Origin of the sequence: Ideonella alba (assembly GCF_018069845.1) — a bacterium.
In the GTDB taxonomy this organism is placed as follows: Bacteria; Pseudomonadota; Gammaproteobacteria; order Burkholderiales; family Burkholderiaceae_C; genus Ideonella; species Ideonella alba.
Window position 1 is genome coordinate 134444 of sequence record NZ_JAGQDD010000004.1, and the last position, 13340, is coordinate 147783.

Annotated in this window: 9 protein-coding genes; 3 read left to right on the forward strand and 6 right to left on the reverse strand. The window is 72.3% G+C overall.

All coding sequences use genetic code 11. The features are described 5' to 3' along the window. Positions 1-4: 4 nt before the first annotated feature. The 6 genes from KAK03_RS08280 to KAK03_RS08305 all read right to left on the reverse strand — a co-directional run bounded on the left by KAK03_RS08280 (position 5) and on the right by KAK03_RS08305 (position 10020). A complete protein-coding gene (locus KAK03_RS08280; RefSeq protein WP_210853261.1) occupies positions 5-6037 on the reverse strand; it encodes a hybrid sensor histidine kinase/response regulator in 6033 nt (2010 codons plus the stop codon). A gap of 12 nt (positions 6038-6049) precedes the next feature. Then, the gene (locus tag KAK03_RS08285; RefSeq protein WP_210853263.1) at positions 6050-8365 is read right to left on the reverse strand and encodes a methyl-accepting chemotaxis protein; all 2316 of its coding nucleotides are present in this window, start codon (positions 8363-8365) and stop codon (positions 6050-6052) included. 40 nt (positions 8366-8405) lie between these two features. Then, positions 8406-8936, reverse strand: a complete 531-nt coding sequence (locus tag KAK03_RS08290) for a chemotaxis protein CheW (RefSeq protein ID WP_210853265.1) — start codon at positions 8934-8936, stop codon at positions 8406-8408. 9 nt (positions 8937-8945) lie between these two features. Then, positions 8946-9311 (reverse strand): response regulator, encoded by a 366-nt coding sequence (locus tag KAK03_RS08295; RefSeq protein ID WP_210853267.1) that lies wholly within the window; start codon positions 9309-9311, stop codon positions 8946-8948. Positions 9312-9386: 75 nt separating this feature from the next. Further along, positions 9387-9794 carry a response regulator gene (locus KAK03_RS08300; protein WP_210853269.1) on the reverse strand — a complete coding sequence of 136 codons (408 nt, stop codon included), beginning with the start codon at positions 9792-9794 and terminating at the stop codon, positions 9387-9389. Between the two features lie 73 nt (positions 9795-9867). Further along, positions 9868-10020 (reverse strand): rubredoxin, encoded by a 153-nt coding sequence (locus KAK03_RS08305; protein WP_210802892.1) that lies wholly within the window; start codon positions 10018-10020, stop codon positions 9868-9870. A 192-nt stretch (positions 10021-10212) separates the two neighbouring features. On the opposite strand from KAK03_RS08305, the gene thiD reads away from it, so the two are divergent. Genes thiD through KAK03_RS08320 form a run of 3 tightly spaced genes read left to right on the forward strand, consistent with a single transcriptional unit; the run spans position 10213 to position 13311 of the window. After that, entirely contained in the window at positions 10213-11187 is a 975-nt protein-coding gene (gene thiD / locus KAK03_RS08310) for a bifunctional hydroxymethylpyrimidine kinase/phosphomethylpyrimidine kinase (protein ID WP_375140973.1), read from the forward strand. Beyond that, positions 11177-12469, forward strand: coding sequence for a glutamate-1-semialdehyde 2,1-aminomutase (gene hemL / locus KAK03_RS08315; protein ID WP_310738510.1), 1293 nt, complete (start codon positions 11177-11179; stop codon positions 12467-12469). The genes thiD and hemL overlap by 11 nt, the downstream gene beginning before the upstream one ends. Further along, entirely contained in the window at positions 12466-13311 is an 846-nt protein-coding gene (locus tag KAK03_RS08320; RefSeq protein ID WP_210853273.1) for a D-hexose-6-phosphate mutarotase, read from the forward strand. The genes hemL and KAK03_RS08320 overlap by 4 nt, the downstream gene beginning before the upstream one ends. Positions 13312-13340 lie beyond the last annotated feature (29 nt).

Below are 13340 nucleotides of genomic sequence, written 5' to 3' on the forward strand. Positions count from 1 at the left end.
GCGTTCAGGCAGGCGCCAGCACGGACTGGCGCACCAGCGCCAGCAGCGTGTCCTCATCGTAAGGCTTGCCGAGATAATGGTCCACGCCCAATTCACGTGCATGATCCCGGTGTTTCTGGGCGATGCGCGAGGTGATCATGATCACCGGCAGGTCGGCCCAGCGCGGCTCGCCGCGCACGTTGCGCACCAGGTCGAAGCCGTCCATGCGCGGCATTTCGATGTCGCTGAGCATCAGCGCCGGGCGCTCGGCGGCCAGCATCTCCAGCGCCTCCAGGCCGTCGCGGGCCAGCGCCACGCGGTAGCCTTCGCGCAACAGCAGGCGCTGGGTGACCCGCCGCACGGTCAGTGAATCGTCGACCACCAACACCAGCGGCGCCGAGGGTTCGGTCTGGGCGTCGGCCACCGGGCTGTGCTGCGGCACCGCGGTGCTGGCCTGGGTCAGGCGGGCGCGGGCCTGCTCGCCGTAGACCGCGGCCAGTGCCACCGGGTTGTAGATCAGCACCGTCTGGCCGTTGGGCAGCAGCGACATGCCGGCCAGGCCAGGCAGGCGCGCCAGCTGCGGGCCAAGGTTCTTGACCACCACTTCCTGGTTGCCCTGCACCTCGCGCACATGCACCACCACCCGCTGCGCCGCCGAGCGGATCACCAGCACCTGGGCGGTGCGGCCCTCGACCTGGCCGCGCTCGGCCAGCTGCAGCAGCCCGCCCAGCCAGAAGAAGGGCAGATCGCGGCCGTTGTGGGCCAGCACGCCGCTGGTGTAGGCGGCCTCCAGTTCGGCCAGGGTGATGCGCCGCACCTGCTCGACCAGGATCGACGGCACCGCCACCACCTGGCCGCCCACGTCCAGCGGCACCACCTGGGTGACGGCGGTGGTCAGCGGCAGGATCAGCCGGAACGAGGTGCCCTGGCCGGTGGCCGACGAGGTCTCGACGCGGCCGCCCATGGCGGTCACCTCGGAGCGCACCACGTCCATGCCGATGCCGCGGCCGGCCAGCTCGGTCACCTCGTCGGCGGTGGTGAAGCCGGGGCGGAAGATCAGCTGCGCCAGCTCGGTCTCGGTGGGCCGGTCCTCGGCGCCCAGCAGGCCGGCGGCGCGGGCGCGCTCGGCGATGCGGGCCAGATCCAGGCCGGCGCCGTCGTCGCGCACCTCGATGCGCACCTCGTTGCCCGAGGGGCGGACCGCCACCTCGATCGCGCCGGTGGCCGATTTGCCGGTGGCCTCGCGCAGACCCGGCGGCTCGATGCCGTGGACCACGGCATTGCGCAGCAGGTGCTCGAAGGCTGGCGTCATGCGGTCCAGCACGCTGCGGTCCAGTTCGGCGCTGCCGCCCGACAGGTCCAGCCGGACCTGCTTGCCCGTCTCCTTGGCCGCCTGGCGCACCACGCGGTAGAGGCGGTCGGAGACGGTGTCGAACTCCACCATGCGGGCGCGCAGCAGGTCGTCCTGCAGCTCGCGCGTCATGCGCGACTGCGCGGCCAGCTGGTCCTCGGCCGTCTGCAGCGACTGCTGCAGGCCGCGCTGCACCGTGCCCACGTCGCCGACCGACTCGGTCAGCATGCGGGTCAGTTCCTGCACGCGGGTGAAGCGGTCCATCTCCAGCGGGTCGAAGGCCTGGTTGGACTGCCGCGCGGCCTCCATGCGGGAGGTCATCTGGGTTTCGGCCTGCAGGTCGAGGTCGCGCAGCTGGCGGCGCAGGCGCTCGAGGTTGTCGGTCAGCTCGCGCAGCTGGCCGCGCATCTGGCCGACCTCGGCGTCGATGCGCGCCCGCGCGGTGCCCACCTCGCCGGCATGGCTGACCAGCCGATCCAGCAGGCCGGCGCGCACCCGCACCTGGGCCTGGCCGGCCGGCGCCGCATCGGCCAGCACGGCCCAGGCCGGCGGATCGACCGGCTGGGCAAAGGCGCTCCAGTCGATGCGGGGCTGGTCCTCGCCCCAGACGGGGGCCTGCGTGGCCGCGGGCGCGGCAGCCAGCGCGCTGGTCGCAGGGGCCGCGGGCTCGGCAGGCTCCGCCTGGGCGACCGGCTGTAGGGTCTCGGGCGGCTGCTCGGACACCTGGGGCGCCGGGGCCGCCACCGGCTCCAGCGGCATCGGCCGGCTGGCGGCCTCGTCCAGCGCCATCGGCCGGCTGGCGGTGTCGACGGCCGGACGGTCCAGCAGGCGCTGCAGCTCCTCGGCCAGGGCGTCGACGCTGGCGTGCAGCTGGGCAAAGGCGGCGGCGTCGGGCGCGCCGCGCGCGGTCAGCGGCTCGACCGCGGTTTCCAGGCGGTGGGCCATCTCGCCCAGTCGCATCGCGCCGGCCAGCCGGGCACCGCCCTTCAGGGTGTGCAGCGAGCGCATCGCGGCGATGCCGCGGCCGGGCTCGTGGGGTTCGGCGTCCCACTGCCGGACCTGCTCGGCCAGGCGCGGCAACAGCTCGCGGGCCTCGTCGACGAAGATCTCGAACAGCTCCTCGTCCAGCGCGTCCACCGCGTCGACATCCGACACCGACAGCGCCGGGGCGTGGGCCAGACTGGACGCTGCGGCCGGCGGGGACGGTGGCTCCGCCGGCCGGGTCGGGGTCAGCGGGGTGTACTGGACCGTGCCCAGCGCGGTGTCCTCGAAGCCCATCGCGGCGCTGGGTGCGGCGTCCTGCGCTTCGGGCTCGGGGTGCAGGCGCTGGGCGCCCGCCTGCTGCTCATGGGCGTCCAGCCGGGCCAGCAGTTCAGCCGGCACCGGCTTCAGGAAGCCCGCGGCGAACTGGTGCAGCAGGCGGCGGATCTCCTCGGCCACGTCCAGGAACAGCAGCGCCTCGGCCGGGTGGCCCTGGCCGCGCTGCTGCGCGTGCTCCAGCTGGTGTTCCAGGCGGCGTGCCAGCGCCGACAGCTCGTGGTAGCCGACCGTGGCTGAATTGCCGGCCAGCGAGTGCGCCAGGGCCACCGCGGTGTCGCTGACCGGCCGCTCGAGCTCGTGCTGCCACTCGGCCAGGTCGGTGGACAGGCGGCGCGACTGCTCGTCGGCCTCGTTGAGGTAGATGTTGAACAGCGCGATCGGCACGCGCAGCGCGCCGACCTGCTTAAAGGCATCGGGGTCGGGTTCGGGGGCCGGGGCGGGGCCGCTGCGGCTGGCATCGTGCACCAGGGTCAGCACCGGCGCCGACGGGGCCGGCGCGGGGCTGCCGTCCAGGGCGTCCAGGTCCAGCTCGAAGTCGACCGGTGCGGCCTCGGACGCGGCGGCGGCCTCGGGCGCTGCCGCGGCGGCATCGGGCTCCGGCTCGGACGCGGGCGGTGCCGATGCAGCCTCCGCCGTTTCGCCAAGGTCGAGATCCAGCGTCAGGTCCAGATCCAGGTCCAGACCGGGCATCGGCGGCAGCTCAGGGAGCGGCATCGGCTCGGTGGGCAGATCGAAGCCGTCCAGCGGCGGCGCGGGCTCCACCACCTCCAGGTCTTTCGGCAGCTCAGCCAGTGCCGCCAGCTCAACGGCCCCGGTCTCCGGGGCCGGATCGGCCACCTCGGCCAGCGGCTCGGCGGGCGGCTCGGGCAGCGTCTGCGGCGCCAGGTCCGGCCCGGCGGCGGGCTCGGGGGCCGACGGTGCCAGCGCCGGCTCGTCGCCCAGGCCCATCGGCGCCTGAGCGCGCAGCGCATCGGCGCGGGCGATCAGCGCGCGGCCATCGTGCGGACCGTCGTGGCCCAGCGCGCGCAGCGCACCGGTCCAGTCCCGGAAGGTGTCCAGCGCCTCGGTGGTGAACTGGCGCAGCTCGGCGTCGACCGCCGCTTCGGCCTGGGCCAGCCGGGTGTTGTAGAGGCGCTCGCAGGCCCAGGCGGCCTCGCCGAAGGCCGGCAGCTGGACCATGCGCGAGCTGCCCTTGAGGGTGTGGAAGGCCCGCCGGACGGTGGTCATGGCCTCCAGATCGGCCGGCCGCTGGGCCAGGGCCTGCAGGGCGTCGCGGGCCTGCGCGACCACCTCGTCGGCTTCCTCGAAGAAGACCGAGCGCATGTCCTCGTCGTCGTCGACGGCGGCCGCTGCCGGCGCGCTGACCGGCGCGGCAGGGGCCTCATCGCGCAGCGACTGCAGGGCCTGGGCCACGTCGGCGCGCGCCGCTTCGGCCGACTCGGCCTGCTGCAGCGCCTCGCGGGCCTGGGCGGTGGCCTGGGCCAGCGCCGGGTCCTCGGCGGCCACGGCGTGGTGGGACAGCAGCTCCAGGCGGTGCGCCAGGTCGGCCGGACTGATCGCCTGCTGATCCAGGTCGCCGGCCAGCGCCTGGGCGCGTTCGCGCAGCGCCGGCTCGGCGGCCGCTGCGGCCGGCGCGGTGCTGGCATGGCTGCGGCCCATCACCGCGCTGAAGCGGCCGGTGTCGGCATCGAAGCGGAACAGCGTGCGCGCCAGCTGGGGCTGCACGCCCAGCAGGTCGATCAGGAAGGACATCACGCCCAGGTTGTCGGCCAGACGGGCGGCGGCATCGCCGGTGTCATCGCCGGCCAGCAACTGGTCAACGTCCTGACGCATGCGCTGCACCGCCTGCGAGGCCGGGCCCAGGCCCAGCACGCCCAGCACGCCGCGCATCGTGGCCAGCTGGGCCGGCACCGGGATCAGCAGCTCGCGCTCCTGCGGGTGGCGGTGGTAGCGGTCGAGCTGCTGCTCGACCTCGGCCAGTGCGGCGCGCAGCTCCTGCACCACGCTGCCCATGGTCTGGCGGTCGGAGACTTCGCGGTAGAGCGCCTCCATCCAGGGCTCGATCGGCTCGGCGCCCTGCCCGCTCAGCAGTCCCTGCAGACGCTGCGACAGGCGCTGGATGCGCCCCCCCAGGTCGGCCTGACCGAGGTCGTCGAGCGAGGCATCCAGGCACAGCAGCGCGGTCGCCATTTCCATCGACAGCTCGGCGCCCGGCGCCTTCTGCGCCCCGGCGCAGTGCTGCACCGCGTCGACCAGCGCCCGCGCCAGCGCGTCACCGCCTGGGTAGAGCTGGCGCACCGACTCGGCCACCAGCGCCACCTGCTCGCTGCAGGCGGGCAGCACGCCGTCGTCGCCCGAGGCGGCCACGGCCCAGATGTCCTTGAAGGCGGCAAAGCGCCGACGCGCCTGCGGCACCAGGGCCGGGTCGAAGCGGCCCAGCGGACTGTCGTCGTAGTCGACCCGGTCCAGCGCCGGCAGGGCCAGCTGCTGGCGCACCGCGTTCAGGCGCGGCGCGGCCTCCGGGCCGCCCGAGCGCGCACGGGCACAGAAGAAACTCAGGTCCTGCAGCAGGCGCTGCGGCACGATGTCGGCGCCCTTGGCACTGGCCCGCAGCTGCGACAGCAGGCGCGAGCCCAGGCGCTGCACATGCACGTCCGGGTTCAGCAGGCGCCAGGCCTGGGCTTCGTAGAAGGCGCTGGCCAGGCGCCACAGCACCGCATGGCTGGCATCCGGCGCACCGCTGGCCATGCCGGCGAAGATGCGACTCAGCCGGGCCTGGGCGTCGACCTGGCCGCGCATCGCCGGCAGCAGCGAGCCCTCGATCGCGGCGCCCACCCGCGGGTCGTCGGCCAGCAGTGGCGCGGCATCGGCCGCCAGGCCGGCCAGGGACTCGGCGGCCGGCGCCTGCCACAGGTCGGCGGGGTGGATGCGCTCGGCGCCGGCCATGCCCATGACCGTGCGGTAGACCGGGAACAGCGCCAGCGAGGACACCTCCTGGCCGTTGAGCCGCCGCCCCAGGTAGTCCAGCAGCGCGAAGGACAGGCGCTCCAGCGCCGCCACCTGGTCGGCCCGCAGGGCCGAGCCCTCGGTCCCCAGGCGCTGCAGCAGTTGCTCGCTGGCCGACAGGCAGGTGGCCGCCACCGGCTGGCCGATCATCGACAGCACGCCGCAGCCCTGATGCACCAGGCTGCGCGCCTGCTGCAGCGCGGGCGTGGCGACCAGGCCTTCGCCCTGGCTGCCGCCGCGCAGGTCCTGGTCGCGCAGCAGCCGGCGCAGCGCCTTGTGGGTGGTGTCCAGGCTGCGCCGCAGCTCGTCCAGCACCCAGGCCAGCGCGGTCAGGTCGCCGTCGGCGGGCGGGGTGTCCGGGGTCAGGGCCGGGTCGTGCATGCGGCGCGCTCGTCAGGCGATCTTGAAGCGGTCGACCGACTGGCGCAGCTCGCGCGCGCTGCGCGAGAGCTCGTGCACCATCTGGGCGGTGGAGCGCGTGCCCTCGCCGGTCTGCTCGGTCACGGCGAAGATGTGCTGGATGTTGACCGCCACCACGTTGGCGCTCTCGGCCTCGCGGCGGGCCTGCTCGGAGATGCGGCCGATCAGGCTGGAGAGTTCGCGCGTCACGCGGTCGATGTCGGCCAGCGCCGAGCCGGCGGCGTCGGACAGCGAGGCCCCGCGCACCACGCCCTGCGTCGAGTGTTCCATGGCCGCCACCGCGTCCTGGGTGTCGGTCTGAATCGTCTTCACCAGCGCCGCGATCTGGCGCGTCGCGTCGGCCGAGCGTTCGGCCAGCCGCTGCACTTCCTCGGCCACCACCGAGAAGCCGCGGCCGGCTTCACCGGCCGAGGCCGCCTGGATGGCGGCGTTGAGCGCCAGCACGTTGGTCTGCTCGGTGATGTCCGAGATCAGCTCGGTGATTTCGCCGATCTCCTGCGAGGACTCGCCCAGCCGCTTGATGCGCTTGGAGGTCTCCTGGATCTGCTCGCGGATCGCGTTCATGCCGCCGATCGTGTCCTGCACCGCCTGGCGGCCGTTGAGCGCGGCTTCCAGCGACTGGCGCGCCACGTCCACCGTCTGCTGCGCCTCGGCCGACACCTGGTTGATGCGCGCCGCCATCTGCAGCACCGACTCGCCGGTCTCGCGGATCTCGCGCAGCTGCTCGGACGAGGCCGCCAGCAGCTCGGTCGAGGTGGACTCGACCTGCTGCGTGGTCTGCGCCACCCGCTCGGTCGTGCCCTGCACCTGGGCCACCAGGTTGCGCAGTTCCTCCACCGTGTAGTTCACCGAGTCGGCGATCGCGCCGGTGATGTCCTCGGTCACGGTGGCCTGCTGGGTCAGGTCGCCCTCGGCCACCGACTGCAGCTCGTTCATCAGCCGCAGAATCGCCGCCTGGTTGGCGTCGTTGACACGCTTGGCCTCGCGTTCCTGCTCCTCGGCCGCCAGGCGCTGCTGCTCGGCCTGCACCGCACGCTGGGCCTGTTCACGCACATACAGGCGCAGGATGCCGACACCGCCGGCCAGCATCGCCGCCAGCGACACCACCAGCAGCAGCACATGCAGGCCGCGCAGGCCGCCCTGCGATTCCAGCGCCGACTGCACGGCCTCCAGGCCGGTGCGCAGCTTCTCGCTGTCGCCGACGATGGCCGACTGCGCCTCGCGCGCCGACACCAGGCCCTGCAGGTTGCCCAGGATCGAGCTGGCCTGCGTGCGGGTCTGCTCGTACTGGGCGATCAGCTGCTCCAGCCGCTCGCGCGTGGCCGCGTCCTTGGTGCCGGGCAGGCGCAGGTCGACGCTGCCCTTGAGCAGGCCGTCGGCGATCTCGCGGAAGGTGTTCAGGTCCTTGCCCAGCAGGAACACCGCCTCGGGGCTGACGCCTTCGAGCGTGAGGAATTCGTTGGCGGACTTGCCGATGCGCTGCGTCAGCATCACCAGCTGACCCACGCCCGACAGCTCGGCCGGCGTGGCATTGGACTGCAGCTTCAGCGAGGAGACCGTCTCGGCCAGCTCCAGCATGTCCGACGACTGGCGGTTGATCGTGCGCAGCGCCTGGCCGACCTGGGTCAGCGTGGCCTGCTGGCCCAGCACCACAGTGGCGTTCTTCTCGGCGCGCTCGACCAGCGGCAGCAGCTCGGTCACGCCCTCAGCGGCGGCGCCGTCGACCGACTCGACCTGCTCATTGCCGTTGGCCAGGCCACGCACGCCGGCAGCCAGCACCTGCGAGCTCTCGCGCACCTCGGGGAAGGCCGAGGCCGCGCCCACCAGCGCCTGCGACACCGACTTGGCCAGCCGCTGCGACTGCATCAGCACCTGGCCGGTGGTGCCCAGCTGCTTGGCCTGGCGGCCCGAGGCACCCAGCGCCAGCACCGCAGTCAGCGCGAACACCACGGCACCCACCGCGATCAGGGTGAACAGCACGCGCTGCTGCTGCGCCGCCGACTGGTGGCCGATCAGCGGCAGCGCGGCCTGGGTGGCCGGGCCGTCCGGGCCATCCGGGCCGTCGGCCAGGCGCGAGGGCAGCGCCTCCAGCGGCGCGGCGGCGCTGGTGGCCGTCCCATCGCCCAGCGGCTGCGCCTGCGATTGCGCGGCCAGGCGCTGGTCGATCTCGCTGAGCAGGGCCTCGACGTCCGAGTCGCTGGCGGTGTCGCGCGGCGCGGCCTGCGCGTCGGCCGCAGCGGCGTCAGAACGGCGGGGCCATCGGTTCTTCAGCTGGTCGAACAGACTCATCGGATCCTCGGGAAAAACGCGCCGGTGCGGCCGGCGCTTGTCATGTGGGTTGGGCCTCGGCCACATCCAGGAAACGTGCATCGGCGGCCAGGGCCGCCAGGTCCAGGGCCTGCCAGACGCGGCCCTGCTCATCACGCCAGCGGGCCCCGGCGAACGCAGGCTGCGGCTCGCCGGAGGCACCTTGCAGCTGCATCCGCGCCGCGTCGCGCAGGCCCATCAGCCGGTCGACGCGCAGCGCGCAGTTCAGCCGAAGCTGCGGGTTCAGGGCCACCAGCTGCGCACCGGCAGGCGCCTGGGCTTCATCGCGCAGGCCCAGGAAGCGGGCCAGGTCGACCACCGCATGCAGCTGGCCGCGCAGGTTGGCCACGCCCACCAGCCAGGGGCGCGCATGGGGCACCACCGTCAGCTGCCGGGCGTTGTGGATCTCGCCAGCCTGGCCCAGCGGCAGCAGCACGCCGACACCGGCCACCTCGACCGCCAGCCAGCCGGCCTCGCGCGGCTGGTCCCGGACCGCCTGCAGGCGCTCGGCCAGCCGGACCTGGAGTTCCTTCAGCGCGTCCTTCTTGGCCATGACTGGCGATCAGCCCAGGGCCTCGATCTTGGCCATCAGATCGTTCGGGTCGACCGGCTTGACGATGTAGTCGCGTGCGCCCTGGCGCATGCCCCAGACGCGGTCGGTGTCCTGGCCCTTGCTGGTGCACATGATCACCGGGATGCCGGCGTAGCGCGGGTCGCGGGTGATGGTGCGGGTGAGCTGGAAGCCGTTGGTGCCGGGCATCACCACGTCCATCAGGATCAGGTCGGGGCGCTGTTCGTGCAGGCGCCGCATCGCCTCGTCGCCGCCCTCGGCGGTGGCCACGGTGAAGCCGCGCTTGGTGAGCAGGTCGGAGAGGTAGTGCAACTCGGTCTTCGAGTCGTCCACCAGGAGGATGTGCTGGATGGCCATGGGCGTTGTCCTCGGCCAGGTCTCGGCCGCTTGGGTGTCTTCGAATTGCTGCGTATCGTCCCACGACATCGTTGTTTACCCCGGCTGCGGGCAGAACTGCGCCACGGCGCGCAGCAGCTGCTCCTTGGTGAAGGGTTTGGTCAGGTACTCGTCCGAGCCGACCATGCGGCCGCGCGCCTTGTCGAACACACCATCCCGCGAGGACAGCATGACGACCGGCACGGCCGAGAAACGGGGGTTGCGCTTGATGATCGCGCAGGTCTGGTAGCCATCCAGGCGCGGCATCAGGATGTCGCAGAAGATCAGGTCGGGCTCGGTGTCGTTGACCTTGGCCAGCGCCTCGAAGCCGTCCTCGGCCAGCAGGACCTCGTAGCCGCCCTGGCGCAGGAAGATCTCCGCGCTGCGACGGATGGTGTTGCTGTCATCGATGACCAGCACCCGGGGCGTGCCTGACGCGGGCCCGCTCGTCTGCGCTTCACTCACCTCGTGCCCCCTAACGACATGTGGCGATCGGTGCCGCCGTGTTCCGGCCCGGATCCTCGGGTCAGCCGACCGCTCAGATCTGGACCATCTCGAAATCTTCCTTGCGAGCGCCGCACTCCGGGCAGGTCCAGTTCATCGGAACGTCGGCCCAGGCCGTGCCGGCAGCGATGCCGTGCTCCGGGTCACCGGCGGCTTCGTCATAGATCCAGCCGCAGATCAGGCACATCCAGGTTCTGGTTTCGCTCACGGTGGTGGAGTCACTCACTACAATCGTGCGGAGTATAGCGACGACGCCTGAGGAAAAATCAAGGGCTCGTCGGCACATACGCAACATAGCTCAAGCTTTTCCGTAGTTTTCCAGCGCCCGGCCCGAGCCCCCGGTCGCCGACCCTGCGCCCCCCTCCGACGGGCCTGACCGATGACCACCGAACATTCCCCCGACGACGCCGCCCCGGCCGTCGACCCCCTGGCCGAGTCACCCCCGCCCGCCTGCGTGATGTGCTTCAACGCCAACGACGCCAGCGGCGCCGGCGGCGTGGGTGGCGATGTCGCCACCATGGCCGCGATGGGCGCCCACGCGCTGCCGGTGGTGGCCACGCTGCTGGTGCGCGACACCGCCGAGATCTTCGACCAGCACACCATCGACGGCGACGCCATCGTCGAGCAGGCCCGCCACCTGCTGGAGGACGCCAGCGTCTCCGGCTTCAAGGTGGGCTTCCTGGGCAGCGCCGAGAACATCAGCGCGGTGGCCGAAATCCTGTCCGACTACGCCGAGCTGCCGCTGGTCTCCTACCTGCCCAACCTGTCCTGGATGGACGACGAGGATCAGCGTCAGAGCTACCTCGACGCCTTCCGCGAGCTGATCCTGCCCGCCACCGAGGTGCTGGTGGGCAGCCACCAGACCCTGACCGACTTCCTGCTGCCCGAATGGGACAACGAGCGGCCGGCCTCGGCGCGCGAGCTGGCGGTGGCGGCGGCCGAGCACGGCACCCGCTTCGTGCTGGTCACCGGCATCCTGCTGCCGGCGGCCAAGGGCCAGCCGCAGTTCATCGACAACGTGCTGGCCTCGGCCCAGGGCGCGCTGACCGGCGAGAAGTTCGAGCTCTTCGAGGTCTCCTTCGTCGGTGCCGGCGACACGCTGTCGGCCTCGATGGCCGCGCTGCTGGCGGTGGGCTCCGAGGTCCAGGCCGCCACCGGCGAGGCGCTGCAGTTCCTCGACCAGAGCCTGGACGCGGGCTTCCGCCCCGGCATGGGCCATGTGGTGCCCGACCGCTTCTTCTGGGCCCTGCCCCCGGAAGGCGAAGAGGGCGAGGAGCCCGGGGCCGCCGGGCCTGACGATTTCAACAACCCCGATCAACCGATTCCCCCCGGAGGCTCGCGCCGTGTCCACTAATGCCCAGCTGTTCGAACGCGCGCAGCAGTCCATCCCTGGCGGCGTCAACTCGCCGGTGCGTGCCTTCCGCGCCGTTGGCGGCACGCCGCGCTTCATCGCCCGCGCCGAGGGCGCCTTCATGTGGGACGCCGAAGGAAAGCGTTACGTCGATTACATCGGCTCCTGGGGCCCGATGATCCTGGGCCATGGCCACCCGGCCGTGCTGGAGGCGGTGATGCAGGCCGCGCGCGACGGCTTCAGCTTCGGCGCGCCCACCGAGCGCGAGGTGGAGCTGGCCGAGGAGATCATCCGCCACGTGCCCAGCATCGAGCAGGTGCGCCTGGTCAGCTCGGGCACCGAGGCCGGCATGAGCGCGATCCGCCTGGCCCGCGGCGCCACCGGCCGCAGCAAGATCATCAAGTTCGAGGGCTGCTACCACGGCCACGCCGACGCCCTGCTGGTCAAGGCCGGCTCGGGCCTGGCCACCTTCGGCCACCCCACCAGCGCCGGCGTGCCGGCCGAGGTGGTGCAGCACACGCTGGTGCTGGAGTACAACAACCTCGAGCAGATCGAGGAGGCCTTCAAAACCCAGGGCCACGAGATCGCCTGCGTGATGATCGAGCCGATCGCCGGCAACATGAACTTCGTGCGCGCCCAGGTGCCCTTCGTCAAGCGCATCCGCGAGCTGTGCGACCAGCATGGCGCGCTGTTCGTGTTCGACGAGGTGATGACGGGGTTCCGGGTCGCGCTGGGTTCGGCGCAAAGCGTCTACGCCAAGCTCATCCCCGGCTTCCGGCCCGACATCAGCGTGTTCGGCAAGGTGATCGGCGGCGGCATGCCGCTGGCGGCCTTCGGCACCACCCGCCAGATCATGCAGCAGCTGGCGCCGCTGGGCCCGGTCTACCAGGCCGGCACGCTCAGCGGCAACCCGGTGGCCACCGCCTGCGGCCTGGCCACGCTGAAGGAAATCGCCAAGCCCGGCTTCTATGAGGCGCTGGGCGCGAAGACCCAGGCGCTGGTGGCCGGCCTGACCCAGGCCGCGCAGGCCGCTGGCGTGCCCTTCGTGGGCGACAGCGAAGGCGGCATGTTCGGCTTCTTCTTCACCCATGCGCTGCCGCAGAACTACAACGTGGTGATGGCCACCGACAAGGAGCGCTTCAACCGCTTCTTCCACGGCATGCTCGACCGTGGCGTCTACCTGGCGCCGGCCCTGTACGAAGCCGGCTTCGTCAGCGCCGCCCACACCGACGCCGACATCGCCGCCACCGTGGCGGCTGCTGCCGAGGTGCTGAAGGCCGAATGAACGCGCCCACTGTCGCCCTGAGCGAGTTCCAGGGGCAGCCAGCGCTGCAACTGCGCGCCCCCGATGGCGCCCAGGCCACGGTGCTGGTGCATGGCGCCCACCTGGTGTCGTGGATCCCGGCCGGTGGCGAGGAGCAGCTCTACCTGTCGCCCGCCGCGAAGTACGGTCTGGGGGCGTCGGTGCGCGGCGGCGTGCCGGTGATCTTCCCGCAGTTCAATGAGCGCGGCCCGCTGCCGCGCCACGGCCTGGTGCGCACCCGCCCCTGGCAGCCGGTGGAGTCGGTGCGTCGCGGCGGTGCCGCGATCGGCGTGCTGCGCTTCACCGACGACATCGCCACGCGGGTGCACTGGAAGCAGGGCTTCGAGGCCGAGCTGACCGTGGTGGTGGGCGGCCACACGCTGGAGATCGAGCTGGCCATTACCAACACCGGCGAAACCCCCTTCGAGTTCACCGCGGCACTGCACACCTACCTGCGCTGCAATGAACTGCTGCGCGCCCAGCTCGAAGGCCTGCAGGGCCGCTCCTATGAAGACTTCCTGCTGAAGACCGACGGCCAGCAGTGGGGCGATGTGCTGACCTTCGTCGGTGCGATCGACCGCATCTACCACAGCGCCACGCAGCCGCTGGTGCTGCGCGAGCTGGGCCGGCGCCTGCACATCGGCATGAGCGGCTTCGAGGACGTCGTGGTCTGGAACCCCGGCGACGACGGCGTGCAGCAGCTCAGCGACATGCCCGACGAGGACTGGCGCCACATGCTGTGCGTCGAAGCCGCGCTGATCCGCCAACCCGCCCGCCTCGCCCCGGGCGACGAATGGGCCGGGATGCAAACCCTCTCCGTCTGACCCGCGCGCCGCCCCGCGGCGCGGCTTTT